General features: G+C 62.6%; 26 protein-coding genes. 13 read left to right on the forward strand and 13 right to left on the reverse strand.

Annotated elements, in window-relative coordinates; genetic code table 11:
• Positions 1–1445: 1445 nt before the first annotated feature.
• Positions 1446–1832, reverse strand: a complete 387-nt coding sequence (locus tag CKW40_RS20845; RefSeq protein ID WP_095201755.1) for a DoxX family protein — start codon at positions 1830–1832, stop codon at positions 1446–1448.
• Positions 1833–2145: 313 nt separating this feature from the next.
• On the opposite strand from CKW40_RS20845, the gene CKW40_RS20850 reads away from it, so the two are divergent.
• Complete coding sequence (locus CKW40_RS20850) at positions 2146–2445, forward strand: GlsB/YeaQ/YmgE family stress response membrane protein (RefSeq protein ID WP_095201756.1); 300 nt, start codon at positions 2146–2148, stop codon at positions 2443–2445.
• A gap of 96 nt (positions 2446–2541) precedes the next feature.
• Here CKW40_RS20850 and mntR read toward each other — a convergent pair whose 3' ends face one another.
• On the reverse strand, positions 2542–2994 hold the full coding sequence (gene mntR / locus CKW40_RS20855; RefSeq protein WP_095201757.1) for a manganese-binding transcriptional regulator MntR: 453 nt from the start codon (positions 2992–2994) through the stop codon (positions 2542–2544).
• A gap of 232 nt (positions 2995–3226) precedes the next feature.
• Here mntR and CKW40_RS20860 point away from each other — a divergent pair, with 232 nt between their 5' ends.
• From CKW40_RS20860 to CKW40_RS20870, 3 genes are all read left to right on the forward strand, one after another.
• Positions 3227–4591, forward strand: a complete 1365-nt coding sequence (locus CKW40_RS20860) for an Nramp family divalent metal transporter (protein ID WP_095201758.1) — start codon at positions 3227–3229, stop codon at positions 4589–4591.
• A 54-nt stretch (positions 4592–4645) separates the two neighbouring features.
• Complete coding sequence (locus CKW40_RS20865) at positions 4646–5488, forward strand: protein-L-isoaspartate O-methyltransferase family protein (protein WP_179298050.1); 843 nt, start codon at positions 4646–4648, stop codon at positions 5486–5488.
• Between the two features lie 116 nt (positions 5489–5604).
• Positions 5605–6255, forward strand: coding sequence for a dihydrofolate reductase family protein (locus CKW40_RS20870; protein WP_095201760.1), 651 nt, complete (start codon positions 5605–5607; stop codon positions 6253–6255).
• Positions 6256–6629: 374 nt separating this feature from the next.
• On the opposite strand, the gene CKW40_RS20875 is transcribed toward CKW40_RS20870, so the two are convergent.
• A complete protein-coding gene (locus CKW40_RS20875) occupies positions 6630–7424 on the reverse strand; it encodes an SDR family NAD(P)-dependent oxidoreductase (protein WP_095201761.1) in 795 nt (264 codons plus the stop codon).
• Between the two features lie 214 nt (positions 7425–7638).
• On the opposite strand from CKW40_RS20875, the gene CKW40_RS20880 reads away from it, so the two are divergent.
• Entirely contained in the window at positions 7639–8094 is a 456-nt protein-coding gene (locus CKW40_RS20880; RefSeq protein WP_095201762.1) for a MarR family winged helix-turn-helix transcriptional regulator, read from the forward strand.
• A 26-nt stretch (positions 8095–8120) separates the two neighbouring features.
• Here CKW40_RS20880 and CKW40_RS20885 read toward each other — a convergent pair whose 3' ends face one another.
• A complete protein-coding gene (locus CKW40_RS20885) occupies positions 8121–9299 on the reverse strand; it encodes an MFS transporter (RefSeq protein ID WP_095201763.1) in 1179 nt (392 codons plus the stop codon).
• Between the two features lie 207 nt (positions 9300–9506).
• On the opposite strand from CKW40_RS20885, the gene CKW40_RS20890 reads away from it, so the two are divergent.
• The 4 genes from CKW40_RS20890 (at position 9507) to carB (ending at position 15862) form a co-directional block, all read left to right on the forward strand.
• Complete coding sequence (locus tag CKW40_RS20890; RefSeq protein WP_095201764.1) at positions 9507–9863, forward strand: ArsR/SmtB family transcription factor; 357 nt, start codon at positions 9507–9509, stop codon at positions 9861–9863.
• 277 nt (positions 9864–10140) lie between these two features.
• Positions 10141–10899 carry a metallophosphoesterase family protein gene (locus tag CKW40_RS20900; RefSeq protein ID WP_095201766.1) on the forward strand — a complete coding sequence of 253 codons (759 nt, stop codon included), beginning with the start codon at positions 10141–10143 and terminating at the stop codon, positions 10897–10899.
• Positions 10900–11080: 181 nt separating this feature from the next.
• On the forward strand, positions 11081–12043 hold the full coding sequence (locus tag CKW40_RS20905) for an SH3 domain-containing protein (RefSeq protein ID WP_244571235.1): 963 nt from the start codon (positions 11081–11083) through the stop codon (positions 12041–12043).
• A 315-nt stretch (positions 12044–12358) separates the two neighbouring features.
• Positions 12359–15862 carry a carbamoyl-phosphate synthase large subunit gene (gene carB, locus CKW40_RS20910; RefSeq protein WP_095201767.1) on the forward strand — a complete coding sequence of 1168 codons (3504 nt, stop codon included), beginning with the start codon at positions 12359–12361 and terminating at the stop codon, positions 15860–15862.
• A 100-nt stretch (positions 15863–15962) separates the two neighbouring features.
• Here the strand turns inward: carB and CKW40_RS20915 are convergent, their stop codons facing one another.
• From CKW40_RS20915 to CKW40_RS20940, 5 genes are all read right to left on the reverse strand, one after another.
• A complete protein-coding gene (locus CKW40_RS20915) occupies positions 15963–17543 on the reverse strand; it encodes an anti-phage dCTP deaminase (RefSeq protein WP_179298051.1) in 1581 nt (526 codons plus the stop codon).
• A gap of 310 nt (positions 17544–17853) precedes the next feature.
• A complete protein-coding gene (locus CKW40_RS20920) occupies positions 17854–18246 on the reverse strand; it encodes a RidA family protein (RefSeq protein WP_095201769.1) in 393 nt (130 codons plus the stop codon).
• 52 nt (positions 18247–18298) lie between these two features.
• Positions 18299–18676, reverse strand: a complete 378-nt coding sequence (locus tag CKW40_RS20925) for a RidA family protein (protein ID WP_095201770.1) — start codon at positions 18674–18676, stop codon at positions 18299–18301.
• Positions 18677–18914: 238 nt separating this feature from the next.
• The gene (locus tag CKW40_RS20930; RefSeq protein ID WP_095201771.1) at positions 18915–19379 is read right to left on the reverse strand and encodes a cupin domain-containing protein; all 465 of its coding nucleotides are present in this window, start codon (positions 19377–19379) and stop codon (positions 18915–18917) included.
• A gap of 261 nt (positions 19380–19640) precedes the next feature.
• Positions 19641–20384, reverse strand: coding sequence for a DUF899 family protein (locus tag CKW40_RS20940; protein ID WP_095201772.1), 744 nt, complete (start codon positions 20382–20384; stop codon positions 19641–19643).
• Positions 20385–20563: 179 nt separating this feature from the next.
• On the opposite strand from CKW40_RS20940, the gene CKW40_RS20945 reads away from it, so the two are divergent.
• The gene (locus CKW40_RS20945) at positions 20564–20899 is read left to right on the forward strand and encodes a hypothetical protein (protein ID WP_095201773.1); all 336 of its coding nucleotides are present in this window, start codon (positions 20564–20566) and stop codon (positions 20897–20899) included.
• Here CKW40_RS20945 and CKW40_RS20950 read toward each other — a convergent pair whose 3' ends face one another.
• Both CKW40_RS20950 and CKW40_RS20955 read right to left on the reverse strand, forming a co-directional pair.
• A complete protein-coding gene (locus CKW40_RS20950; RefSeq protein ID WP_095201774.1) occupies positions 20900–21388 on the reverse strand; it encodes a GNAT family N-acetyltransferase in 489 nt (162 codons plus the stop codon). It abuts the gene before it with no gap.
• A 5-nt stretch (positions 21389–21393) separates the two neighbouring features.
• Entirely contained in the window at positions 21394–22344 is a 951-nt protein-coding gene (locus tag CKW40_RS20955) for a lytic transglycosylase domain-containing protein (protein WP_095201775.1), read from the reverse strand.
• 181 nt (positions 22345–22525) lie between these two features.
• On the opposite strand from CKW40_RS20955, the gene CKW40_RS20960 reads away from it, so the two are divergent.
• On the forward strand, positions 22526–23095 hold the full coding sequence (locus CKW40_RS20960; RefSeq protein WP_095201776.1) for a methylated-DNA--[protein]-cysteine S-methyltransferase: 570 nt from the start codon (positions 22526–22528) through the stop codon (positions 23093–23095).
• Between the two features lie 106 nt (positions 23096–23201).
• Here the strand turns inward: CKW40_RS20960 and CKW40_RS20970 are convergent, their stop codons facing one another.
• Positions 23202–24104: an MBL fold metallo-hydrolase gene (locus tag CKW40_RS20970; RefSeq protein WP_179298052.1), complete on the reverse strand. Its 903-nt coding sequence runs from the start codon at positions 24102–24104 to the stop codon at positions 23202–23204.
• A 195-nt stretch (positions 24105–24299) separates the two neighbouring features.
• Between CKW40_RS20970 and CKW40_RS20975 the strand changes: the two genes are divergently transcribed.
• A complete protein-coding gene (locus CKW40_RS20975) occupies positions 24300–25190 on the forward strand; it encodes a LysR family transcriptional regulator (RefSeq protein WP_095201777.1) in 891 nt (296 codons plus the stop codon).
• Between the two features lie 70 nt (positions 25191–25260).
• On the opposite strand, the gene CKW40_RS20980 is transcribed toward CKW40_RS20975, so the two are convergent.
• Positions 25261–25590 carry a hypothetical protein gene (locus CKW40_RS20980; protein ID WP_064989843.1) on the reverse strand — a complete coding sequence of 110 codons (330 nt, stop codon included), beginning with the start codon at positions 25588–25590 and terminating at the stop codon, positions 25261–25263.
• 278 nt (positions 25591–25868) lie between these two features.
• On the opposite strand from CKW40_RS20980, the gene CKW40_RS20985 reads away from it, so the two are divergent.
• Positions 25869–26081 carry a cold-shock protein gene (locus CKW40_RS20985; RefSeq protein WP_010910991.1) on the forward strand — a complete coding sequence of 71 codons (213 nt, stop codon included), beginning with the start codon at positions 25869–25871 and terminating at the stop codon, positions 26079–26081.
• Positions 26082–26101 lie beyond the last annotated feature (20 nt).

Genomic DNA, 26101 nt, shown 5'->3' on the forward strand with positions numbered 1-26101 from the left:
CCGGTGTCGCTCCTGACAGCTTCAACGCATTCGCAAGCATCCGTATTCCCTGTGCCTGTTTCTTGTTGGCGGAACCGGCTTCCCTTTCTTTGAAGCGCCCCCTGGCAGCGGTGACCTGTGGCGGGCCGAAAGGCTCGCCATCCAAGCGTTTGAACGCAACGATACAAGCCGGCCCTCCGAAGGATTCAAGCCGTGGTCTGCAGGGCAGCTCAGCCGGGAAGGCACGATCGGCGGCTTTTCCCGGCATCGCGCTTGGCGCCTTTCTGCAACTATTCAGGGCGGGAGGCGCAAATCGTCGACCGGAATAAGACAGTGATACAAAGTCTTGAACTCCAGCCACCGACGCTTCTTATGAGATCGCGTATTTCGCTGAGAAACACGGGATCAGCCTGAAAGCAGCTGAGTGATCATCCTCACCGTCGACGGGCCGTCCAAGAGGATGTGTGATGCCGCCGCCGTCGCGTTTGTAGCAGTGGCTGCAAGGGCCAAGAAATAAGATCCTCCGATCGCAATGGGCGAGGACGATTCGACGTCCGGCAGGTCGCCGTGAGCTATGTGCTGCACCTGGTTGAGCATCCCTCGAGATTCTTTCAGAACGTCGTCGCTTGAACCACTTGCCCCAACTGCGAAAGATATCCGCATTTCAGATAGGTCCGCTGGAACAGGATGCTCCGCAGAACGTTTATCTGCATCAAGTCACAGGCATTAGGCCCTGCCCAGGGCAAGAGCGGCGAACGGCGAACATGGCCGGGAGCGCTCATTGGAGGCGCATATGGGTATCACCACGATTCTGGTCATCGTTCTTATTGTTTTGCTGCTAGGCGGCGGCGGTTTCTACGGCCGCGGGCGCTGGTACTAAACTGTGAGGATCGTCGTCGAGTCAATCGGAGCCTCTTGGTCCCGTTTTCCGACACAGTGCCGAGAAATAGATACCTGGAGGCATGAGCCATTGAATACTCGGCGCAATAGCGTTTCGGAGGCTCGTTGGCTTCTTGCCGTACCCCTTTTGCTTATCATTACGGTCCTTTTGGCGGGCTTCGTTCTTGCCTGAATCAACCCGTGGACGGCGCTCGTGCTCCATGTTGAACGAGGTCGGATCGGTCAGGCAATCCTCGCGGTCCCAAACAGAAGACAAAAAACGACGTCCTCGGCTCGATCGTGTGAGCGACACCCACACCATCAAGGCTCCTGTAAGCCAAGCCCTTCCTCGCGCCAAGAACGTCCGACGTTCGCTCTCAACTCCCGGCGCGTCTCCCGGGGTACATCATCCAGCTGATCAAGCGCCAGTTCTCCAGAATCCCGACGCGCTACGCCAGAAGCGAATGGCTAGAACGCGTTGGCGATCCGCTGAAAGATTGGCGAGTGGAGCAGTGTCCTGGCGGGATGCATTTACGTTTGGTGGCGGAGGCCCATGATTTTGCAAGGCATGGCGCTCGTCATCTCGCTCAGCCCCGGTTGTCGACACTCCAGGCTCCAGGCCCCGCGAAAAACAGGTAGAAGAAGGCAAAGCAGAACAGGATCGCCGCATCGCCCATATTGTTCGCGGGGAAAAAGCCCTTTTGGGCGTGAACCATGAAATAGGCGATCGCCATCATCCCGCAGAGAACGAACGAGACGGGCCGGGTTAACAAGCCGACCAGGATCAGCAAGCCGCCGAGCAATTCAAGAATGCCCGTTACAATCATCAGCGTTTCCATGCCGGGCTGTGCCGGCATCGTCGATGGTGGAAAGTTGAAAAGCTTTTGGCTGCCGTGTTCAAGGAACAGAAGCCCGACAACGATCCTGAGCACTCCCAACGCCTGAGGCGAATATCTGGAAAGACCTTGGAGCATCGGAAACTCCGTCGTGCTGATTTCTATCGAGTTTAACCGCGACGCTCCGCGAAGGTTCCGGTGGCATCCAAGAGAACTCGCCAACCATGAGAGAACCCCTTGTACTCGTGCTTGACGATGAGGTTTTGATCGCCATGGATTTGGAGCTTGCGCTCACAGATGCTGGCTTCATGGTCGCGGTTGGGCGCTGCCCGACGGTCGCGTCGCCGACGCGCTTTGGCTTTCGTGGGGATGGAGGATCGGTTATGGAATTAGTGCGCTAATTTACGGGCACCAATCGCACAGCAAAGAAAGGGAGCCCGGGAGGATCACCATGCATCTGTCGAACGAGAGCATCATTGTCATATTGGTAGTCGGCCTTGTTGCCGGATGGTTGGCCGGGAAGATCGTGCGGGGGGCTGGCTTTGGCCTAATTGGGGACATAGCAATCGGGATCATCGGCGCGTTCATCGGTGACTGGCTACTGCCTCGCTTAGGCATCCATCTTGGGAGCGGAACGATCAGCTTGATCGTCAACGCCACCGTCGGTGCGATCGTACTTCTCCTCATCATCCGGTTGGTTGCCGGTGGCGGTCGCTTCGGCGGCGGATGGAAGGGTCGTCGGTGGCGCTAGCACGGGGTTGCAAACCCATCGTCCCGAACGACGGGCGCAATCGCGTTTTCGCACAACCTCGGTCGAACTCGGTCATCAGAACGATTGGGTCTGACCCTAGCGCGGCGCCGTCATCGCCTTGCGGAACGCTTCCAGCGTCTCGGCGCTGACATGGTGCTCGATGCCCTCGGCATCGATGCGCGCCGTCTCGGCGCTGACGCCAAGCGAGCGCAGGAAGGCTTCCACCGTCTGATGGCGGATGCGGCTTTCCTTCGCGACCTTGCGGCCGGCCTCGGTCAGGAACACGCCGCGATAGGGTTTTCTCGAGACCAGCCCATCGGCGCACAGGCGCGTCAGCATCTTGGCCACCGTCGGCTGGGCAACGCCGAGCCGCGCGGCGATGTCGACCTGGCGCGCCTCGTTGCCGTCTTCGATCAAATCGGCGATCAGCTCGACATAATCCTCGACCAGTGCGCTGCGGCGCGCTTGGCGCTGCTGCCGGAACCCTTCCGAATGGACATCGGCGTCGGGCAATGGCTCACGCGGGACAGGTCTGTTCTTCAGCGCCAATGCGCGCTCCTCCTCGGAGTTTGGCCGTCGGCGCTTTTATAGCACGGGCTCTGATTCTTCAGGCCGTTTATTTGCATTCCCCCACAGGCGCAACCGGCGTTTCCACTTCGCCGCTTCGCAAACCCGCCCGAACGCCGGTAAAAAGCATAAACAATGAAATATAGCCTATTGCATAATGTTGAGCCATGGCATAGCTTAGCGACATCCCCTAGAAGTCGCGGAAAGCCTTTTCATGTCAGACGCAGAAGCCACAGCCCCTCGATCCACATGGCGGTTCGCCGGACGGGACGAGGACGATCAGCCCAGCCTGCGCGAAGTCAATTCCACCATCGCCGTGCCGAGTTCGGGCGCCTGGTTCCGCCGGCTGTTCGCCTTCATGGGGCCGGGCTACATGGTTTCGGTCGGCTATATGGACCCGGGCAACTGGGCGACCGACCTCGCCGGCGGCGCCCAGTTCGGCTATACGCTGCTGTTCATCATCATGCTGTCCAACCTGATGGCGATCCTTTTGCAGGCGCTCGCCGCGAGGCTTGGCATCGCCACCGGCCGCGACCTCGCCCAGGCCTGCCGCGCCTATTATCCCCGCCCCGTCAATTTCGTGCTGTGGATCGCCTGCGAACTCGCCATCATCGCCTGTGACCTCGCCGAAGTCATCGGCACCGCGATCGCCTTGCAGCTTCTGTTCGGCATTCCGCTGATCGGCGGCGCCATGCTCACGGCACTTGATGCCTTCCTCGTGCTGCTGTTGATGAACAAGGGCTTCCGCTATCTCGAAGCCTTCGTCATCGCGCTTTTGATCATCATCTTCAGCTGCTTTGCCATCCAGATCTTCGTCGCCGCCCCGCCGGCCGGCACGATCCTGCACGCCATGTTCGTGCCGTCCTCGGAGATCGTCACCAATCCGGCGATGCTTTACATCGCCATCGGCATCATCGGCGCCACGGTCATGCCGCATAATCTCTATTTGCACTCCTCGATCGTGCAGACCCGTGCCTATGAGCGCACCGAAAAGGGCAAGCGCGACGCCATCAAATGGGCGACGACGGACTCCACCATCGCCTTGATGCTGGCTTTGTTCGTCAACGCCGCCATCCTGATCGTCTCGGCCGTCGCTTTCCACGACACCGGCCATCAGGACGTCGCCGAGATCGGCCAGGCCTTCGAGCTCTTGTCGCCGCTGCTCGGCCTCGGCATCGCCTCCATCCTGTTCGCCGTGGCGCTGCTTGCCTCGGGCCTGAACTCGACGGTGACGGCGACACTTGCCGGCCAGATCGTCATGGAAGGCTTCCTGCGGCTGCGCATCCCCAACTGGGCGCGGCGGCTTCTGACGCGTGGCCTCGCCATCATTCCGGTTGTGGTCATCACCGCGCTTTATGGCGAAAAGGGCACCGGCCAGCTGCTGGTGTTCAGCCAGGTCATCCTGTCGATGCAACTGCCCTTCGCGGTGGTGCCGCTGGTGCAGTTTGTCTCCGACAAGAAGAAGATGGGCAACCTCGCCATTCCGCGTGGCGTCGCCGCCCTCGCCTGGGTGGTCGCGGCGATCATCCTGGTGCTCAATTTCAAGCTGCTCTACGATACGATGTTCGGGGTCGGCTGAAGTTCCGCCGGATAGCGCGACAAACCGCCAAATCGCGCTATCTTTCCTGGCGTCATGAGCAACATTGAAGACATCAGGAGATTCTACGCGCGGCTGATGGCGGCCAATGCCGGCTCATCGGATCCGCGCCTGGAAGAGGTGTTCGCCAGCGTGCCGCGCGAAGCCTTTCTCGGCCCGGGACCATGGACGATCGTCGCCAGCGGCGACAAGATCACCACGCCGAGCGCCGACCCGGCCCATGTCTACCAGAACGTGCTGGTGGCACTCGATGCCGACAAGGGCATCAACAATGGCGAGCCGTTCCTGCACGCCATGTGGATCGGAAAACTGGCGCCGAGACCCGGCGAGACCGTCACGCATATCGGCGCCGGCACCGGCTATTACTCCGCCGTGCTGGCCAAGCTGGTTTCACCTGGCGGCACGGTCACCGCCCTCGAACTCGACGACAGACTGGCCGAGCTGGCGCGTAAAAATCTCGAAGCCTATGGCAATGCGACTGTCGTCCACGGCGATGCCGTGACCACCCCTTTGCCGCCATCCGATATCATCTATGTCAATGCTGGTGTCGTCGCCCCTCCGGCCGGATGGCTGAAGGCGTTGCGCCCCGGCGGCCGCATGATCTTCCCCTGGCGCCCGGCCGAGCGCGTCCCGCTGGCGGTGCTGGTGACCCGCACCGAGAAGGGTTTTGCCTGCAATCCCTTCATGCGCTCCTGGTTCATCCCGTGCTTCGGTGCCTCGGTCGCGGATCTTGCGGCAAAGATCCCGACACCGGAGCAGGCCACGCGCAGCCGCTCGATCTGGTTGACGAGCGACAAGGCGCCGGACCGCACCGCCACGGCCATTTTCGGCGACGTCTGGTTCTCGACGAAAAACGTCCGCGCCAAACCCGGCAGATGACGCATCGATGCGCCGATTTGTCCAAATTTCGCAGGCCCTGTCGGGATGGGTGCGGGCCGGCCGTCCTTGGGCCATAGTCCGGCCGCGACGGCGTGGATGGAACAAGGGAGAGCACTATGAGAAAGATCATCGCCGCCACCTTCGTCAGCCTCGACGGCGTCATGCAGGCACCCGGCGGGCCGGAAGAGGATCCGGTCGGCGGCTTCGAATTTGGCGGCTGGACCTTCCATTACTTTGACGAGGTGGGCGGCGCGGCGATGGAAGAACTCTTCTCCAAGCCCTTCGCCCTGTTGCTCGGCCGCAGAACCTACGACATCTTCGCCGCGTACTGGCCGTACCAGAAAGATCCGATCGCCGATGCCTTCAACCCCGCGACCAAATATGTGGCGACGCACCGGCCTGACACACTCTCCTGGCAGAACACGCAATCGCTTGGATCTGACATCGTCGCGGCGCTGCGCCGCCTAAGCCAAGAAGATGGACCCGACCTGCTCATCCAGGGATCGGCCAATCTGATCCAGACCTTGCTCGCCAACGGCCTGATCGACGAGATCCGACTGATGATCTTCCCGCTGTTGCTGGGCAAGGGCAAGCGCCTGTTCGGCGATAGTGCCATGCCGGCCGCCTTCAAGCTTGCCAAGTCGCAGACGTCGAGCACCGGCGTCATCATCGCGACCTACGAACGCGCCGGTGAAATCGAGGTCGGCTCGTTTGTCACGGGGGAGCCGTCGAACGCCGAGCTCGAGCGGCGCAGGAATTGGAAGTAGCGGGACGGCCTTGGCACCTTTCCTCTCCCTCCGGAGAGGGCAATCGCATATGGCAGCGCCCGCCCCACTCCGGCCGCTTCGCGGCCGCCTCTCCCCCATGTATCCGGTTCAAACTGTTACCTATCTATCCGGTTCGGACAGCCGAGCCACCTCTCCCCCGATCGACGGGGTAGAGGAAAGGCGCCAAGCTTTTTTGCCGTCAACGCTCGTCCAGCAAAGCTCCCTTCCTTTCCCTCCGGAGGGGGGAAAGGTGGCGCTGCGAAGCAGCGACGGATTGGGGGAACCACCTGGCAATCAAGCTTCGCGCTGACCAGTCACGCCAGTCACAGAAAATGTGTGAATAGCGTAGCGTCAGAGCGGGGACAGATATGGCCTCAAGCCGCGTAGCGCGCCGCCGGCTTGTCGGCGTGCAGGCTGCCATAGAAGGCCTGGCGGGCGCCGAGGAACGTGTCCAGCTTGCCGGCATCGGCCAGCGCCGGCACGGTGACGGCTTCGCCCCTGGCCAGGCCGACGAGCGCCGCATCGACCATATCGTCGGCGGTCATGATGATCTCCTTCGGAAGCTGGTCGATATCGCTGCCGGCAAGCTCCCAGAAATCGGTCCGGGTCGCGCCCGGCAACACCACTTGCACCTTGACATTGGTGCCCGCGACCTCGCGGTGCAAAGCCTCGGTGAAATTGACCACATAGGCCTTGGTGCCGCTGTAGATGCCGCCGAACGAGGTCTCATAGGCGAGCACCGAGGCGATGTTGACGATGGCGCCGTGGTTGCGCGCCAGAAGCCCCGGCAGCACGGCACGGGTCAAACGGGTCAAGGCGATGACATTGACCTTGATCATGCGCTCGGCCGCGTCGGCGTCGGCCGTCGCCACCACCTGCTGGCCGCCAAGGCCGGCATTGTTGACGAGCAGCGTTACGCTGTCGTCGGCTGATATCAGCCGCTCGACACGGCGCACATCGTCGTCGTCGGACAGATCGGCTGTGATGAAGCTGACCTTGCGGCCATAGGCATAGCGCAGCTTCTCGGCCAATTCCTCAAGCCGGTCGGCGCGCCGCGCCACCAGCACCAGATCATAGCCCTGCCCCGCCAGCCGGTCCGCATAGACCGCGCCGATGCCCGATGAGGCACCGGTGACGACCGCCGTGCCCTTGTTTGTCTGTCCACTCATTGTCCTGTTCCTTCTGTTTCGAGCTGTTCGCTTCGACGTGGCCGCCGGCACCGCAGGCATTCGCCTCGGCTCACCGGAAAGCCGCCTGATTGATTTAGTGGCATATACCACTATCAACGAAATAGGCATATGCCACTATCTTGTCAATGAGCGCATCCGGGATTATTTGTCAGGCAGCAGCCGGACATCATGTCTGCGCCGCCAAGGAATCGCTATGTCGAAAGAGGCCGTGCCCGGACTGTCGCTCTGCAACAACGCCATGCTGCGTCGCGCGACGCGCAAGATTGGCCAGTACTATGATGATGTGCTGGCGCCCTCGGGCCTGAAAGCCACGCAGCAGGGCCTGCTCTATCAGATCCACATTGGCAACGAACCGGCGATGGGCGCCATTGCGTCTGCCCTGATCATGGACCTGTCGGCGCTCGGCCACACTCTGAAGCCGCTGATCCGCGACGGCTATGTCGAGACCTTCGCCGATCCGGATGATCGCCGCATCAAGCGGGTGCGGCTGACGCCTCGAGGATTGGTCAAGCTCGATGAGGCGATGAAGCTGTGGCAGGTCGCCCAGCAGCGTTTCGAGGACGTGGTCGGCAAGGAGAAGGCGGCGAGGTTGCGCGCGGCGCTGGATGATATTTCCGCACTGGATTTTGATCTGCCGCCGGCCAACTGAGCTGGCCGGCGGGTTCGAGACTGGTCCTACTCAGCCGGCATCGCGACCGGCCGTGCCGCCCAGCGGCCGGCCAGCACGATGCCCAGCCCGATCAACGGAAAGGCCGCCGCGACCAGGCCGAGATCGGCCGGCGCGCCGTAGCGCAGCACGCCACCGCCGACCACCGCGCCCAGCGCCACGCCGAGATAGAGCGCCGAACCGTTGAGCGACAGCACGATCGGCGCGGCATCGGGCGCCAGCTTGATGATGCGGCTGGCCTGCGCCGGCGGGAACGCCCAGCCGACGATGCCCCACGGCACCATCATCGCCATCAGCGCCGGGCCGGCAATGTGCTGCGGCAGGAAGGCCGGGATGACGGACAGCATCACCAGCATGGCCGCGCTCAGCGTCAGCGACCAGCCGACGGTGCGGGTGGCGCCGAACCGGTCGGCCGCCTGGCCGCCGGCGATGTTGCCGATCACGGCGCCTACGCCGAAGGCGAGCAGCATGCCGGGCAGCGCGATCTGGCTGAGCCCGCCGCCCTCGATGGCCAGCGGCGCGACATAGGCAAAGACGGTGAAGGCGCCGGTCAGCGCCAGCAATGTCGTCACCAGGATCGGCATCACGCCGGGCCGCATGGCCGCCGCAAGCCTGCGCTTCAGCGGCAGCCTGGTGCCGACGATGCCGCGCGGCAGCCGGTACCACAGGATGGCGCCGGCGAGCGCGCCGAGCCCGGCAATGGCATAGAAGGTGCCGCGCCAGCCGGCGACGGCCGCGACCAGCGCGCCAAGCGGCGCCCCGACGGCGACGGCCACCGTGGTGCCGCCGACGACGACGGCGATGGCGCGTGCCCGGTGATGGTCATCGACCAGCGCCACGGCGGTCCCTTGGGCGGTCGCGGCGAACAGGCCCGACGACAGCGCCATGATGATGCGCTCGATCAGAAGCACTTCGAAGGAAGAGCTCAAGGCAGCGGCGATGTTGCCGATGACGAAGAACACCAGCGTCCACAGGATGACGCGGCGCCGGTCCCATTCGCCGGTCAGCGTCGCCAGGATCGGCGTGCCGACCGCATAGGCGAGCGCAAAGGCGGTGATCAGCGTGCCGGCGAGTGGGATGGAAATGCCGGCATCCCTGGCAATGTCGGGCAGAAGGCTGGAGATGACGAAGCCTTCGGTCGAGATCGTGAACGATCCGAGCGCAAGCCAGAAGAGCCGCTTGTCCATGGCTGATGTCCTTAGTTCAAAAGTTATTGAACAATTGGACATAACAAGGCATGATGTCAATGAAGCCAGGGCAAAATAGCTGAACCATCCTGACAGCCCTGTGTCAGGACAGCCTGTTGGCACGGCCATGGGCGGGAGAAACAGTGTGGACGCCAGGGGAAAGATGGATGCGTTGAAATCGGCTCGAACTGTGCTTAGGTTCGGGCCATGACGTTACCTCATCCCAATACGGACCAGATCAGCCTGCCGATCGTGCTTGGCGTGCTCGGCGATCCGACACGGCTCGCCATCGTGCGCTACCTCGCCAGCAAGGAAGGCATGGCGCTGAACTGCAGCCAGTTCCTCGATCTCGGCTCCAAGACCAATCTCAGCTATCACCTCGCCAAGCTGCGCGAGGCCGGCGTCACCCGCGCCGAAGTGGTCGGCACCAACCGCATGATCACGCTGCGCCGCGCCGACCTCGACGCCCGCTTCCCCGGCCTGCTCGACAGCGTCATCGCGGCGGCGGTGGACGACCCCGCCCTGCCGGCGGTCGGTGGGCATGATATCGAAGTGCCGGCCTGACCTTTGAAGAACTTGGGTTCCTCGCCCCCACGTGAGTGGGGGAGAGGTGGCTCGGCGAAGCCGAGACGGAGAGGGGGGCTGCCGAGACGGTGATCAAGTTCTGCAAGGCATCCGCCCTACGAAGCCCCCTCTCCGACCGCTTCGCGGCCACCCAGCCGGGGCGAGCCACGGGTCTCGCCCGTCCTTCGGACCCCCCGCTTTGCGGGGGCGAGGAACCCAAGTCCTGATAGGTTTGCCCTTCCGATCAGTCGTTCGCCAATCCACGGAGCCCCTAAAAATGCGCATCGCCGTCCTCGCCGACATCCATGGCAACGTCCTGGCACTCGATGCCGTGCTGGAGGACTTGGCGCGTCGTGGCGGTGCCGACCTCACCGTCAATCTCGGCGACAGCGTTTCCGGCCCGCTCTGGCCGCGCGAGACGTTTGAGCGCCTGGAAGCGCTGAACCTGCCGACGGTGCGCGGCAACCATGACCGCCGCGTCGCCGCCGATCCGGCCGACGAGACCATGTGGGCTTCCGATGTCTATGCGCAGGAGCGGCTGACCGAGGCGCAACGCGAGGTGCTTTTCGCCCAGCCGCTGACGCTGGAGATCGCTCCAGGCATCGTCGCCTTCCATGCCCGTCCCGACCACGATGAAAAATACCTGCTCGACGCGGTTGTCGATAGCCAATTGGTGCGCGCGCCGCTGGCGGCGATAAGGCGGCGGCTGAAGGCGCTCGACCCCGCCTGCCGCATCGCGCTGTGCGGCCACAGCCATCGGGCGGAGCTGATCCGCATCCCCGACGGTCCCGTGATCTTCAATCCGGGCAGCATCGGCTGTCCCGCCTATGACGATTCCACCCCGCCGGCGCATGTGTCCGAACAGGGCTCGCCGCATGCGCGCTACGGCATCGTCACCTTGGGGGGCGAAGGCCGGCCCGACCGTTTCGAGGCGATCGCGGTCGACTACGACCACGGGGCGGCGGCACGACAGGCCGAACAGGCGGGCCGCCCGGAATGGGCCTATGCGCTCAGGACTGGCTTCATGCCGGGCTGAAACCGCGTTCCTGCCCGCCTCGCAGTGCGCTTCACATTCGGGCTGAAAAAGGTGTGAACATCTCGCTTGTAGACACGGCGGCGCACCGTCGCTTATAAACCGGCTTCGCGTGCGGCAGCGTTTTTGGGTTCTGGCGGTGCCTTTGTTAATGCAATTGATCGCCGACAGCCAAGGGCGCCGAATGACGTCGCGGACAACGCTCTTGGCGCTGATAGCCGCTCCGTCCCTGCTGGCGGCGCTTGCGGCTGCTGTGCCTGCCCATGCCGAAGACACGCCCTTCATCTCCATCGTCACCGGTCTCGCTCCCGACGACCTGCTCAATGTCCGCGCCAAGCCATCGGCGATCGGCAAGACCGAGACGCGTCTGGCCGCTGGTGCCAGCGTCAGGAACCTCGGCTGCAACGACATTGACGGACACCCCTGGTGCAAGGTCGAGTCTGACAACCCCAAAGCCAGCGGCTGGGCCCCGGCGCGCTACCTCGTTCCCGTCAATCCGGCGACGGTGCCCCTCGACCAGGCGGGGGATGCAGGCACGGCGCCCGATGCGGCGATGTCGCCGCCGGCGGCGCAGCCCGACCTGACGGCGCGGCTCGGCGGCGTGGCCCATCCCGTCACGCCAGAAGCCCCGATGAAATCCGCCGCCGACATCGCCATGCAGGATGCCTACGGCCTGGCGCTGGCGGCGAATGAAACCCCGCCGACCGGAGAAATCCCCGCCCTCGCCCAGGATACGGCCGCCGGCACGGCCGCCGATAGCGGCTCGGCGGCGGGATCGGTCCCCGTTCCCACGCCGCGTCCTGACGGCGCCGCGCCCGCCCTCGACACCCAGACCGTCGCCGAACTGCCGCCGCAACCGAGCTCCCTCGCCTCGGGCGGTGCCGTCGAAATCCCCTGCGCCCGCTATGTCGGCCAGCCGATGCAGCGCTGCGCGGCAGCCATCGTGCACAAGGCCGCCGACAAGGCCGACATCACCGTGACCTGGCCCGATGGCGGCACCCGCCTCATCTCCTTCGACGCCGGCGTGCCGGCCGGCTCGGACGCTAAGAGCGATTTCCGTTTCACCCGGGAGGGCAGCCTGAGCATGATCCGCATCGGCGTCTCCGAACGCTTCGAGATCACCGACACTGTGGCGTTTGGGCACTAGGTGTCAGTGGGCAGTAGGGCAGTACGGCAATAGGGCAATATGTTTTAAGGGCGCTCGAGCCCTCCCCCTACTGCCCTACTGCCCTACTGCCCTACTGCCCTACTGCCCTACTGCCCTACTGCCCTACTGCCCTACTGCCCTACTGCCCTACTGCCCCACTGCCCCACTGCCCTACTCCCTCATTTTCGGGGTTACATCCGCCAAAACTCTTCCCTATAAGGCCCACCTAGCCTGATACCAGAATCGCGAGCACAACCGGCCGGGTCTTCCCGTCCCGGTTTTTTGTGCAAGCCGCCCGCCGAACGGACCTATGACATGCCAAGACGCACTGACATCAAGTCGATCCTGATCATCGGGGCCGGCCCCATCGTCATCGGTCAGGCCTGCGAGTTCGACTATTCCGGCACCCAAGCCTGCAAGGCGCTGAAGGAAGAGGGTTTCCGCGTCATCCTGGTCAATTCCAACCCGGCCACCATCATGACCGACCCGGAACTGGCCGACGCCACCTATATCGAGCCGATCACGCCTGAAGTCGTCGCCAAGATCATCGCCAAGGAGCGGCCCGACGCGCTGCTGCCGACCATGGGCGGCCAGACCGCGCTCAACACCGCTCTGTCGCTGCGCCGCATGGGCGTGCTCGAGCGTTACAATGTCGAGATGATCGGCGCCGACGCCACGGCTATCGACAAGGCCGAGGACCGCGCGCTGTTCCGCGAGGCGATGAGCAAGATCGGCCTGGAAACGCCGAAGTCGATGCTGGCAAACGCCACCGACGTCAAGAACACCGACCGCAAGACGCATGAGGCCGAGCGCGCGGCACTGAAGGCCGAGAAGCCGGCCGATCTCGACGCCGCGCTCGATGCGCTGGAAACCCGCTGGAACCTCGGCGAAGGCGACCGCAAGCAGCGCTACATCAGCCATGGCATGGCGATCGCGGCGCAAGCGCTCGACCATGTCGGCCTGCCCGCCATCATCCGCCCTTCCTTCACCATGGGCGGCACCGGCGGCGGCATCGCTTACAACAGGGCCGAATTCTACGACATCGTCCAGTCCGGCCTCGACGCCTCGCCGACCACCGAAGTGCTGATCGAGGAGAGCGTGCTCGGCTGGAAGGAGTACGAGATGGAGGTCGTCCGCGACAAGGCGGACAATTGCATCATCGTCTGCTCGATCGAGAACATCGACCCGATGGGCGTGCACACCGGCGATTCCATCACCGTCGCCCCGGCGCTGACCCTCACCGACAAAGAGTATCAGATGATGCGCAACGCCTCGATCGCGGTGCTACGCGAGATCGGCGTCGAGACCGGCGGCTCCAATGTGCAGTTCGCCGTCAACCCGGCCGATGGCCGCCTTGTCGTCATCGAGATGAACCCGCGCGTCTCGCGCTCTTCCGCCCTGGCTTCGAAGGCGACCGGCTTCCCGATCGCCAAGATCGCCGCCAAGCTAGCCGTCGGCTACACGCTGGACGAGCTGGAGAACGACATCACCGGCGGCGCCACGCCCGCCTCCTTCGAGCCGTCGATCGATTACGTGGTGACGAAGATCCCGCGCTTTGCCTTCGAGAAATTCCCCGGCGCCGAGCCGGTGCTGACCACAGCCATGAAGTCGGTCGGCGAAGTCATGGCCATCGGCCGCACCTTTCAGGAATCGCTGCAGAAGGCGCTACGGGGATTGGAAACCGGCCTCACCGGCCTCGACGAGATCGAGATCCCCGGCCTCGGCCATGGGGCGGCAGTTGCCAACCACGCCGACGACCGCAACGCCATCCGCGCCGCTTTGGGCACCCCGACGCCCGACCGGCTGCGCATGGTGGCGCAGGCGATCCGCATGGGCACCTCGCTCGAAGATGTGCACGCCATGTGCAAGATCGACCCGTGGTTCCTCGAGCAGATCGCAGGCATCCTGGCCATGGAGGCCCGCATCCGCGAGCACGGCATTCCGCAGGACGCCGTCAATCTGCGCATGCTGAAGGCGATGGGCTTTTCGGACGCTCGGCTGGCCTCGCTGACCAAGACCGATGCCGAGGAGATTTCCAGGATCCGCGACAAGCTCGACGTCCATCCCGTCTACAAGCGCATCGACACCTGTGCGGCCGAGTTCGCCTCGCCGACCGCCTATATGTACTCGACCTACGAAGTCCCGTTTGCTGGCGCGCTGGCCAACGAGGCGCAGGTCTCGTCGCGCAAGAAAGTCGTCATCCTCGGTGGCGGGCCGAACCGCATCGGCCAGGGCATCGAGTTCGACTATTGCTGCTGCCATGCCGCCTTTGCGCTGCGCGATGCCGGCTATGAAGCGATCATGATCAACTGCAACCCGGAGACGGTCTCGACTGACTACGACACATCGGACCGGCTCTATTTCGAGCCGCTGACGGCCGAGGACGTGCTGGAGATCCTGCGCGCCGAACAGGCGTCGGGCGAGCTGGTCGGAGTCATCGTCCAGTTCGGCGGCCAGACGCCGCTGAAGCTGGCGGATGCGCTGGAGAAGGCCGGTATCCCGATCCTCGGCACCTCGCCCGACATGATCGACCTGGCGGAAGACCGCGATCGCTTCCAGAAGCTCTTGCACAAGCTCAACCTCAGCCAACCGAAGAACGGCATCGCCTATTCGGTCGAGCAGGCCCGCCTCGTCGCCGGCGAGCTCGGCTTCCCGCTGGTGGTGCGCCCGTCCTATGTGCTTGGCGGCCGCGCCATGCAGATCATCCATGACGAGGGCATGCTGCAATCCTACCTGCTCGACACCGTGCCCGGCCTGGTGCCGGAGGACATCAAGCAGAAATACCCCAACGACAAGACCGGCCAGATCAACACGCTGCTGGGCAAGAACCCGCTTTTGTTCGACACCTATCTCTCGGGCGCCATCGAGGTCGATGTCGACTGCCTCTGCGACGGCAAGGCAACCTTCGTCTCCGGCATTCTTGAGCACATCGAAGAGGCCGGCATCCATTCGGGCGACAGTGCCTGCTCGCTCCCCGTTCACTCGCTGCCTTCCGAGTTGGTCGACGAGCTGGAGCGCCAGACGGCGGCCCTTGCCCGCGCGCTCAATGTCGGCGGGTTGATGAACGTGCAGTATGCGATCAAGGACGGCACGGTCTATGTGCTGGAGGTCAACCCGCGCGCATCGCGCACCGTGCCCTTCGTCGCCAAGACCATCGGCCGGCCGATCGCGAAAATCGCCGCTCGCATCATGGCCGGCGAGACACTGGAAGACGCCTTCGCCCACTACGGCGCGATGCCCGACCCCAGAAATCCCGGCCACATCGCCGTCAAGGAAGCCGTCTTCCCCTTCGCCCGCTTCCCCGGCGTCGACATCCTGCTCGGACCGGAAATGCGTTCGACCGGTGAGGTCATGGGCCTCGACCGCGATTTCGCGCTGGCCTTCGCCAAAAGCCAGCTCGGCGCCGGCGTCGACCTGCCGCGCTCGGGCACGCTGTTCGTCTCGGTGCGCGACGAAGACAAGAAGGGCATCCTGCCGGCGGTGAAACGCCTGGCCGGCCTCGGCTTCAAGGTGCTGGCGACATCAGGCACCCAGCGCTTCCTCGCCGAAAACGGCGTGGTGGCGGAAAAGATCAACAAGGTGCTCGAAGGCCGCCCCCACATCGAAGACGCCATCCGCAACCGCCAGGTGCAGATCGTGTTCAACACGACGGATGGCCAGAAGGCGGTGTCGGACTCGAAGTCGCTGCGTAGGGCGACGCTGATGCAGAAGGTGCCGTATTACACGACACTGTCGGGCGCGGCTGCTGTGGCGGAGGCGATCGCAGCGCTGAAGGCGGGGAGCCTGGAAGTCAGGCCGCTGCAGGAGTATTTTGCTTAGAGATTAGGTGATCTCCCCTCGTGGGGGAGATGGCCGGCAGGCCAGAGGGGAGCGCTGTCCCGCCGACGCTGCTATCCTATCAACCTTGCGCCGATCGCTCTTAGTGGACCACCTCAGCACTAGGCTCTTGCCGATTTTCTAACTCAATACCGAGCTCTCGCGCCACCTTTTCGAGGGTGGAGAAAATTCCAGATTCCTCATTCCAGATATAAGATGGGCCTTTGTCTTCAAGCCGTGGCTTTGCACTGTCCTCATACCATTCTGAAAGCTGCCCACCGCCGCCCCTTCGAGACGTTTTCTCGAATATATCCCTGTATCTTCTCGGAGAAATTCCAACGAAATGTTCGAAAATAACTCTCTTTTCTTGACCGTCGTCCAATGAAACGGAATCCTCATGCAATGATAACGCCTTGCTCTTCGGATAAGGTTCGATAAATACGACCCTTCTGATTCCCGATGCAATAATATGTTTGGCGCAGTTGTGACATGGAAACGTGGTCACGAATATCGTCGCCCCGGAGGTGGCTCTGCCCAAACGAGCAGCGTCGCATAATGCCGTCATTTCGGCATGTGTCATCCTACCGAACTCCGTTATGTCCGAAATTGCAGCATCCTTGATGCGCTTGCGGACATTCTCATCAGAGTAGATCGTTGCGGCGGATGCCCCATCCCTCAAAACTTGAGCACCTTCGAGCGTGCGAAGAAAATCAAAAATTATGCGATTTTTCTCGGTACGGTTGGCATCAATCCCATCGTCAAAATCTCGATGGTGATCGTCGTCCTCAGTCCAATAGGTCCCCCCACCAAATTTTGGAACTTCATTGCAGCCAAGCGATATAACTTCGCCTCGCGTTGAAAATATTGCCGCTCCGATTTGGCGAGAAAGGTCGATAGATCGAAGTGAGGCTGAGGCTGCCATATAGGCGCCGTACTCATCCTTTGTCGGGCTTATCGAGTTTTTGCCAAAGAACGCAGCTATGAAGCGATCTGTCGTCCGCGAAATGCTATCCTCATTACGCCCACTTATAAAAGCATCTCCCATGTGAAACACCTCTTCAATGCGCTGACCATGGATATCTGAGCGCTCGCTCATATCGGTCTCAACGAGGCTCTCGGCATAGTCGGCGCATTGCTTTGGTGTCAAATTCGCATTGTTGAGCGCAATATCACGTTCGAGATTTTTCTTTCGATCCTTTTCGCTCAAATGGACCGATATTTGAATGAACTTCCTCCCATAAACTTTTCTAAGTAGTAGAATTTCTTCGGCCCTTTTCAATTGCCGAAGGATATAAGCTGCGCGCTCTACAGGGCGTTTTTCCGCATCCGGAGAAGGATCCGTTTCCTTCCAATAGGCCTCACGACAATTTCGAATCTCATCGATCGCCAACGCCGCAAGAGCGGCATCATTTTCACATTTCTTCCGAACCGCGTTTGCATATCTGATTTTTGATTCATATTTCGCGACCGGATTCGACCCATCGTCAATTTCGATACCTTCAACCGCAATTCGCGACATCAGATCGGTCAGCCGAATTGACTGTGGATTGTAACCAACTGAGACGAGCGCTTCGCGCAATTTTTGTTCTACGATGCGCATGTTGACGCCGATCGGACCCACCAATCCGAATATGAGTTCGGGCCAATCTGTGGACTCGTTTAATGCGTTGTCATTGAATGTCATGAGTTCCCCCCGGAACCGGACATTTAACTTGTCCGTTGAAACGAAAAGATTCATTAATAGGAATCACGGAGGAATCAACTGATGGCTCAAAATCTGCGAGGGGAATCTGTGACAAACACAAATGTTAAGCAGCACTCCAGCCAGCTACACAGAAATTTGAGTCAGGTAGCTAAATCCCTAAGCGCCCGCCCACAAGAATTGCGCGGGCCGTTCAACGTGAGGTCGCATTCGGAGTCTTTGAAGGCGTCTTCGGTGAACGATAAGAAAAAGTGAGATTAGTGCTGCTTCGGTAGGATATCCTCGCCTAGCCTCACGCCACCGCCACGCACTCAATCTCGATATCAAACTCCATCGGCCACGACGCCACCGGCACAAACGTCCGCGATGGCGGGCTTTCGGGGAAGTGCCTGGCATAGACCCGGTTGATGGCGCCGTAAAAGCCGGAATTGACGGCGTAGATGCGCACCATCACCACATTGTCGAGCGAGGTGCCAGCCGCTTCTAGGCAGTGTTTCAGCGCCTTCAGCGATGCCTCGGTCTGCACCTCGATGTCGCCCTTGACCAGCTTGCCGGTCGCAAGATCGAGCGGTGGCATGCCGGAGACGAAGACCAGCCCGGCAGCCCTGGTCACCAGCGACAACGGCACGCCGAGCGCGCGCACCGCCGCCGACAGCACCGGCACTTCGACGATTTCCTTGGTCATGACGATCTCCCTGTGATTACGGTGAGAAAAGAAAAACTCACGCCACGGCCACTCACTCGATCTCGATATCGAATTCCATCGGCCACGACGCCACCGGCACAAAACTGCGCGCCGGCGGGTTGGTGGAGAAATACTTGGCATAGACCCGGTTGATGGCGTTGTAGAAGCCGGAATTGACGGCGTAGATGCGCACCATCACCACATTGTCCAGCGAGGTGCCGGCCGCCTCCAGGCAATGTTTCAGCGCCTTCAGCGACGCCTCGGTCTGCACCTCGATGTCGCCGCGCACCATCTCGCCGGTCACCATGTCCACCGGCGGCGTCGCCGAGATGAACACGAAACCGTTGGCCCTCACCGCCGTCGAACAGGGCAGGCCAAGTGAGCGAACCTTGGCCGACATGACGGGTACTTCGATGACTTGTTTTTTCATGGTGATGCTCCCCTGGGTTGGCAGGTTGGCGCCAAGCCCCCTCACCCAGCCTCCGCTTCGCTCGGCTGACCTCTCCCCGAGGGGAGAGGAGACTACGAGCGCCAGCGCTTCCCTCTTCTCCCCTCGGGGAGAAGGTGGCCGCGAAGCGGTCGGATGAGGGGGCTTGGCGCCAACCTGTAATTACCGGGAGCTTACCCCGCCGCTGGCGGAACGCCAGCGCCGAAGCATGGTCCAGCGCTCACCCCTGCCCCGGATACGGCATGCCATCCTTGTGCAGAAATCGTCCATCCGAACTCGGGCTCATCATGTCGATGTCGGAGCAGGTGATGACATCGTCCGGATTGCGCGAGCCGACCTCTAGGTAGCGTGCCGTGACCGATGAGCGGTTGATCATGTGATGGCCGTTGCCGCTGTTCTTGGCGAAGGCAGCACTATCGCCGGCCTTGAGCAGCGTCTCGCCGCCATCCTCGACCAGCGTCAGCTCGCCTTCCAGCACATAGACGAGCTCGTCCTCATGGCTGTGCCAGTGGCGCTGGCTCGACCAGCCGCCGGGCGGCAACGTCATCAGGTTGACGCCGAAATCGCGGAGGCCGCCGGCATCGCCGACGCGCTGTCGTGTGCGGGTGGCGCAAGGGGCGTCGAAGGGCGCGGGATAGCCGGAGCCCTTGCGGACGGGCACGGCGGAGAGGTTGATCTTGGGCATGAGTTCTCCCTCGATTGGGTTCACGTTGCGCTCTACGGCGCCCCCCTCTGTCCTGCCGGACATCTCCCCCACGAGGGGGGAGATTGGCCGTCATCGCGGCCCTCGCCAATTTTCATCGTTGCAAAGAAAAGAGCCGGCGCCAAAGCTGCCAATCTCCCCACCTGTGGGGGAGATGTCCGGCAGGACAGAGGGGGGCGCCGTAGAGCGCCGATCTTGGACCGTTTGCATTCTCTGGCGCTGGGTCACCCCGCCGCATTGCCCTCAATGGCAACACCCTTCCCCATATTGCAGCTGCTCGCGCCAATCCGGCCGGCCTTCCGGCGTGAAATCCATCAGGTTCCACAGAATCTCGCAGGTGCCGATGGCGCGCTGGTCCTGGCCGGGGTCGGTCGGCGCGAAGCCGAGTTCCGACGACCAGAAATGCCTGATCCCATCACCATCGCGATGAAACACCGACAGCAGCGGGATCTGCGCCCCGTCGGCATCCTCGGCATTGTAGTCGCGCTTGAAACTGTTGGCGGCTGACGACACCAGCCGCAGGTTCTCCCAGCCGCGATCCCGGCCGAGCGTGACCAGGTTTTCCAGCCCGGTCTTGGCCACCACCGCAAAATTGAAGCCGGCGGCTTCGAGATGGCCGATAGCGCCGTCGAACTGGTCGAGCAGCGCCGTGCAGGACGGGCATGGCTGGTCCGGCCGGGAGAGCCTGGCCGTGCCGCCACCGGTCGCGACATCGCGCATTTCCCGGGGATGGCGCGGAAACATCATCTGGTAGAGGACGAGCGAATCCTTATCCAGCGCGAACAGCTCCGACAGTTTTGTCTTCGCCGGCTTGCCGTCGGCATCGAGCGCATCGAAGACATAGTCCTGGCGGATCAGCCCGCCCGGCGGCAAAGCGCGCCGCGCCTCGGCCACGGCTTCCATGGCGCGCCGCAGCTCGATTTCCTTCTTCAAGAGCTTTTCGCGGGCGGTGCGGTATTTGGCGGATTCGTTGGGAAAGGTGATCATGATCGGCTCCCTTAAGTCGTCGCCGGCGTCCCGGCGCTGTTGCTCTGCGACCCAAGGACGTTTGGCGACGACCGGTTCCCGACATTCTTGCGGATGCCACGCAGCGATTGTTGCGGGAACCTCCGCGGCTTCCCAGCATTCTCACCCCGGGTTAAAGCCGGTGGGTACGGGGAAGAGTAATGAACGATGACGAGGTCGACCTGCGCTGCCCGCAAGTGGTGGCCGACAACGCCGCCAAGGGCTTGCGGCTGCGCAAGCAATTCGGCCGCGGCGGCACCGAGATCGGTGTGGCGCGCGCCACGGAACTGATGAACCGCGAGAAGCTCGCACCGTCCACCATCCGCCGCATGGTCAGCTATTTTGCTCGCCACGAGGTCGACAAGCGCGGCAAGAATTACGGCAATGAGGCAAACCCCTCGGCCGGCCACATCGCCTGGCTCTTGTGGGGTGGCGACGAGGGCCGCGCCTGGGCACTGGAGCTCAAAAAGAAGATCGGCAACGCGCCGGATATTTAGTCAGGAGTACCAATCCACCTCGAACATGCCGACCCGCTCGTAGAGCCTGACGGCGGCGGCGTTTTCGACGGTGTTGGTCTTCAGGTCGACATGGGCCGCACCCCGGTCACGGAAGATCGCGAAGGCGTGCCACATCAGCGCTTCGCCGATGCCCTTGCCACGCGCCTCGGGATGAACGGCGAGATCCTTGACGAAGGCTGACGTCCAGCACAGCGCCGCGGCCGCCAGCCGACCTTTGGCGTCGATGACGAGGAAACACAGCGCCGGGTCGAATTCGGGGTCATCTGATATGCGCGGCCACCATTCGTCGAAGGGGCCGTCGGTGCCGTCGTCGAACACCTCGCTCAGCAGCGCATGCAAAGGCGGCGCGTCGCCGGGCTCGAAACAGCGCATGGCAAAACCGTCCGGCCAATGCGGTGCAACGAGCGTCTCGTCGAGGATCTTGCGCAGCCGGATGTCGTTCAGGGCCGGCGGGCGCGGTTCAGGCATCGCGCTCAGGCGTCGGGCTGCAGGCGGTGCCGCTTGCGGTCGACACCGAGGCCAGTCGCCTCGAGCAGGCCCTTGCGCTTGGCGTCGAAATAATAGCCGGTTTGGTAGAGCCAGTCGGCCTTCTTGGCATTGCCGTCCGCCACCAGCCAGGCGCCGCGCAGATATTTGACCGCGTATTTGAGGTTGGTCTCGGCGTCGAACAGGCCCTTGGCCGGCCCGTCATAGCCCATGCCGCGCGCCGTCGCGTGCTTGATCTGCATCAGCCCCCAATGGCCATTGTTGTAGGCCTTGGGATTGAAGGTGCTCTCGCGGTTGACGACATGGCGCACCAGATCCACCGGCACCTGGTAGAGGGCGGCGTATTTGACGATCAGCCGGTCGACGTCACCGCGCATGCCTGTGTGCTCTTCCGGAGCGGCAGGGCTGAGCGGCGCGGACGGAAACTGCACCAGGGCAGCCGGGTTCTGCGGCACCACATAGGCCACCTGCTGCACGCCAGGCAGTTTCTGGCCGCTGCCGGCGACTGCCGGGACGATGAGCCCTGCGGTGGTGTAGGTCTGAGCCGTCTGAGCCGCCTTGACGGACTGACCCGCCTTGGCCGGTGGCGGCGCCTGCCAGGCATTGGCGGTCATGACAGCGGGTATGGCCGGGGCCGCCGGCGTCGAGCCGGCAAAAGCGGCGGTCGCGGCAGCCGGCTGGGCGGCGGGATCAAGCGTTGGCGTTGCGGCCGGGCCAGGTGTCAGTTCCGCGGTCTGGACGGGGGCGATGCCCGAGGATTGCGGCAGCACCGAAACCGTCTCCGGCAGCGGTATGGTAAAGCCGGCATCGCTGCCGGCTACGGTCGCGGTTTCGGTCAGGGACGGCGCGGCTTTCATCTGCGAGGTCGAGGTGCAGCCGCTGATGCCGGCCGCCGCCACGATCACGCCGATCGCGATAAGGGTTTGTTTTGCTGGCAAGCCGCGTTCGGGTCCGGTTCATCGGGGTGTTAAGAAATCCCTTACACCAGCGACTCATGACCGGCAATCGGGGCCATCAGGTGGTTTTCGGGTGGCGAGACGCGGGCCGAACTGCCATATTGTTCCTGATATGTACCGGATGAAATGCCGGATTTCGCCACTTTGCGGAAAGGAGCGCATCATGGAAACGACAGCTTCGATCACAGCCGGCCACGCAGTGTTAGAAACAGTGATCGGTTTCATGGGCATTGCCTGGAGCGAAAAGGGCCTGATCCGGCTCTGCCTGCCCGAACGCAGCCGTGAATCGGTGGAACGGCGGCTGATGCGCCATGCCGGCGTTTCCGCCTCCACGGCGCAGCCGCTATGGGTGGTCGAGCTGATCGCTTCGATCAAGGCTTATACCGCCGGCGAGGACGTCGACTTCACCAATGTTCCGGTCGATCTCGACGGCGTCGACGATTTCCGCCTCGCCATCTACGACGCGGCACGCAAACTCGGCTATGGGCAAACCACCACCTATGGGGAACTCGCCAAACGCGCCGGCCAACCCGGCCTGCCGCGCGAAACCGGTGCTGCGCTTGGCGCCAATCCGGTGCCGCTGGTCATCCCCTGCCACCGCATCCTGGCGGCCGGCGGCAAGATCGGCGGCTTCTCGGCGCCCGGCGGCTCGGTCACCAAGGAGAAGATGCTGGCCATGGAAGGCGTGCGCGTCGGCCCACCGCCGCCGGCGCAGGTGTCCTTCGGCTTCTGAACCACCGACCATTCGACGTCTGGGGAAGAACGGCCGAAGATTGCGGCCGTTCTCCTCGGAGGCTCCCTCCTAGGTCCTGCGGATCAAGTCGAGGTTCGTCGCCATGTCACCCCCACTTCATCTCGCCCTTGGCGACCTTGGATCCGATATCGAGGGCGACGCCCATACCAAGGCCTGGGAAGCGGGCCTCCATGGCGGCCTTTAGCGCGGCGCTGTCGGCCGCCTTGCTCAGTTCTTCCTCGAAGGTGAGTAGATAGGACTTGGTGAATTCCACCGCCGAAGGACCGGTTGCGGCATCGGGGGCCATATGGCCGGGCACCACCACGGCGGGCTTGCGGGCGGCAATCGCCTCCAGCGTCTTGACCCAGGCGGCACGGCTTTCCCTGGTCTGGGTGTCGGCGGTCCAGACATGAACGCCCGCGAAGATCATCACCCCACCGAAGACGGCGTTGAGCGACGGCACGAACAGGTAGCGGCGATTGGCAAGTCCTTCTTCCGCATTGACGATCTCGATCGTCTCGCCGTCGACACTAAGCGTTGGGCCGTCGAATGCTTCGGGCAGAACGATGTCGGACAGCGCCTGGGGGCCGTTTTCCTTCAATTGCGGGCCCCAGACCGCGAGCTTTTTCTCCACACTGCCTTTGATGGCTTCGAGCGTGGCGGAGGCAGCAATCACTTTTGCCTCCGGGAAGGCTTCCCGCACCGGCTTCAGGCTGAAGTAGTAGTCGGGATCGGACTGGCTGACATAGATGGTGGTCAGCTTGTTGCCGGTGGCCTTGATGGCCTCGGCGAGCGCCTTGCCGTCCGGATAGGTGAAGCCGCCGTCTATCAGCAGGGCCTCGCTTGGCCCGGACACCAGCACAGGCGCGCGGAAGAAGCCGTTCGGACCCGCTGGGAAATGTTTCCAGCCAAGCGTGGTGCCGGCGGCTTGGCCGCGCTCGGCGGGGGCGAATACGGCGGTTGCGCCGAGGGCCAATGAGGTCTTCATGATCTGTCTCCTCGTGAACATGGAATAGCTCCTTTGACTGAAATGGGGGTCAGGCCGCGTGGCGTGGCCAGCTGTCCGAGAGGGAAGAGCGCAAGCCACGATTGCGCCCCCGATGGAGAGGACAGCGCAGAGGTAAAGCCCGTGGATTAATTGATAAATCTCCTATAATAATACAGACTGTATGCTGTAAGCTTACAATAAAACTGACGGCGTCCCGTGGAACCAATCAACCTCAACCGCCTCGCCTATTTTGCTACCGTCATCGATGCAGGCTCGTTCACCCGGGCAGCCGAGCGACTCGGCATCACGAAAGCCGTCGTCAGCCAACAGGTCGCCCGCCTTGAAGCCGAACTGCGGACCACGCTTCTCGTGCGCACGACGCGGAGGCTCGAGCCGACCGAAGCAGGCCGTCTTTTGCATGCACGTTGCGTTCTGATCCTGCGAGACGTCGAAGAGGCCGTCGCCGAGGTTGGCGAGGGCAACACCGAAGTGGCCGGCGTGCTGCGGGTTTCTGCGTCCAATGACTATGGCGCGATCGTGCTGGCCCCGATCGCCGCCCGCTTTCGGCAGAAATTTCCGGCCTGCCGCGTCGAACTGTTCATTTCCGATGCGATAATTGATTTGATCGGCAACAAGATAGATCTGTCAATCCGGGTCGGCTGGCTGGAAGACTCCAGCCAGCAGGCGCGACGCATCGGCACCTTCCGGCAAATCCTGGTCGCATCGCGGGATTTCGCCGCCGGGGTCAAGGTAGACGAACCGGAAGACCTTTCTTCCTTGCCGCTCGTTGCCAATTCCGTCCTTCGCAAGCCGTTCACCTGGACCTTCAGCCGAGGCGATTTCGAGCGGCGCACCATCACCATGCGCGAGACGTTCTCCATCAACTCGACCCCGGCCGTCCTGGAAGCGACGCTCGCCGGCGGCGGACTGGCGGTTCTGCCGGACTATCTGGTCGTCGATTATCTATCGCAGGGCCGTCTCGTCCATATGCTCCCGAACTGGACGCTGCCCTCCGGCGGCATTCACGTCGTCTATCCGGCGGCGCGCTTTCGCCCGCAAAAAGTGACGCGGTTCGTGTCCATGCTCATGGAACACATCCAAGATTGAAAGCAATTTTGTCCCCAGAGGCGCGGTTGTTCGACTGAGCGCAGGCTTCCGGCTCCGGTTGATGTGTCCGCTAGTTGTTGTGGAAGAACCGCCGGCGGAAATGCCGGTCATTGTCCGGGCGCTTGCAGTTGTAGACCGGGCAGGACTTGGTGTCTGCGCTCGGCACATAGGCGCGCGTCCTCACCTCGCCCATGGTGCAGAATTGCTGGCTCTGCACATAGCGGTCGTAGAGCGGCAGCCCCGGCACGCGCTTCGACTGGTAGCGCAGGATGACCGCGCCCTGCCGCGCGATCGTCGACTGCACCTTGCCGCAGCTCATATGCGTCGGGTCGTAACGCGAGATCGCCTGCGCCTCGGCGGCCACCAGCGTCAGACAAGCGGCAAGCACAATGGTTTTCATGGTCTCCTCCCCTGCGGACCGACCGGCCTCGGCCTCCGACCCCGTTGCGAGGCTTTTACCAGATTGGGGCAATCATTGGGCAACCCTTCGATCACGGCTTTTTTACGCAGTCTTGTTTTTGGAACGAAAGCAGCCTATATCAGCCCCATTGATATTTCGGCCGATCGATCCGGGCCTCGCGATCTTCGCGTTTGCTGACGTCTATCTCCAAAATCTCGATGCACACCGGCTGGACTTGGTCTGGTCAAACTAAAGCAAATGTTGAAGGACTATCTAAAATGGCAACTGGAACGGTCAAGTGGTTCAACGCCACCAAGGGCTTCGGTTTCATCCAGCCTGACGCCGGCGGCGCGGACGTTTTCGTCCACATCTCCGCTGTCGAGCGCGCTGGACTGTCGACCCTGGTCGAAGGCCAGAAGATCAACTTCGAGATCGAGCAGGACCGCCGCACTGGCAAATCGTCCGCTGGGTCTCTGAGCAAGGCAGCCTGATTTTGCGAATGGCGCGCGCC

This window comes from Mesorhizobium carmichaelinearum (genome assembly GCF_900199455.1).
Classification (GTDB): domain Bacteria; phylum Pseudomonadota; class Alphaproteobacteria; order Rhizobiales; family Rhizobiaceae; genus Mesorhizobium; species Mesorhizobium carmichaelinearum.

Coding starts and splice junctions, on each gene's coding strand:
- CKW40_RS20905 (WP_244571235.1), top strand. CDS start 11,081: ATGACGTCGCGGACAACGCTCTTGGCGCTGATAGCCGCTCCGTCCCTG.
- CKW40_RS20885 (WP_095201763.1), bottom strand. CDS start 9,299: ATGGACAAGCGGCTCTTCTGGCTTGCGCTCGGATCGTTCACGATCTCG.
- CKW40_RS20930 (WP_095201771.1), bottom strand. CDS start 19,379: ATGCCCAAGATCAACCTCTCCGCCGTGCCCGTCCGCAAGGGCTCCGGC.
- CKW40_RS20875 (WP_095201761.1), bottom strand. CDS start 7,424: ATGAGTGGACAGACAAACAAGGGCACGGCGGTCGTCACCGGTGCCTCA.
- CKW40_RS20945 (WP_095201773.1), top strand. CDS start 20,564: ATGAACGATGACGAGGTCGACCTGCGCTGCCCGCAAGTGGTGGCCGAC.
- CKW40_RS20880 (WP_095201762.1), top strand. CDS start 7,639: ATGTCGAAAGAGGCCGTGCCCGGACTGTCGCTCTGCAACAACGCCATG.
- CKW40_RS20980 (WP_064989843.1), bottom strand. CDS start 25,590: ATGAAAACCATTGTGCTTGCCGCTTGTCTGACGCTGGTGGCCGCCGAG.
- CKW40_RS20845 (WP_095201755.1), bottom strand. CDS start 1,832: ATGCTCCAAGGTCTTTCCAGATATTCGCCTCAGGCGTTGGGAGTGCTC.
- CKW40_RS20920 (WP_095201769.1), bottom strand. CDS start 18,246: ATGACCAAGGAAATCGTCGAAGTGCCGGTGCTGTCGGCGGCGGTGCGC.
- CKW40_RS20865 (WP_179298050.1), top strand. CDS start 4,646: ATGAGCAACATTGAAGACATCAGGAGATTCTACGCGCGGCTGATGGCG.
- CKW40_RS20870 (WP_095201760.1), top strand. CDS start 5,605: ATGAGAAAGATCATCGCCGCCACCTTCGTCAGCCTCGACGGCGTCATG.
- CKW40_RS20950 (WP_095201774.1), bottom strand. CDS start 21,388: ATGCCTGAACCGCGCCCGCCGGCCCTGAACGACATCCGGCTGCGCAAG.
- CKW40_RS20900 (WP_095201766.1), top strand. CDS start 10,141: ATGCGCATCGCCGTCCTCGCCGACATCCATGGCAACGTCCTGGCACTC.
- CKW40_RS20925 (WP_095201770.1), bottom strand. CDS start 18,676: ATGAAAAAACAAGTCATCGAAGTACCCGTCATGTCGGCCAAGGTTCGC.
- carB (WP_095201767.1), top strand. CDS start 12,359: ATGCCAAGACGCACTGACATCAAGTCGATCCTGATCATCGGGGCCGGC.
- CKW40_RS20915 (WP_179298051.1), bottom strand. CDS start 17,543: ATGACATTCAATGACAACGCATTAAACGAGTCCACAGATTGGCCCGAA.
- CKW40_RS20890 (WP_095201764.1), top strand. CDS start 9,507: ATGACGTTACCTCATCCCAATACGGACCAGATCAGCCTGCCGATCGTG.
- CKW40_RS20985 (WP_010910991.1), top strand. CDS start 25,869: ATGGCAACTGGAACGGTCAAGTGGTTCAACGCCACCAAGGGCTTCGGT.
- CKW40_RS20860 (WP_095201758.1), top strand. CDS start 3,227: ATGTCAGACGCAGAAGCCACAGCCCCTCGATCCACATGGCGGTTCGCC.
- CKW40_RS20960 (WP_095201776.1), top strand. CDS start 22,526: ATGGAAACGACAGCTTCGATCACAGCCGGCCACGCAGTGTTAGAAACA.
- CKW40_RS20940 (WP_095201772.1), bottom strand. CDS start 20,384: ATGATCACCTTTCCCAACGAATCCGCCAAATACCGCACCGCCCGCGAA.
- CKW40_RS20850 (WP_095201756.1), top strand. CDS start 2,146: ATGCATCTGTCGAACGAGAGCATCATTGTCATATTGGTAGTCGGCCTT.
- CKW40_RS20970 (WP_179298052.1), bottom strand. CDS start 24,104: ATGTTCACGAGGAGACAGATCATGAAGACCTCATTGGCCCTCGGCGCA.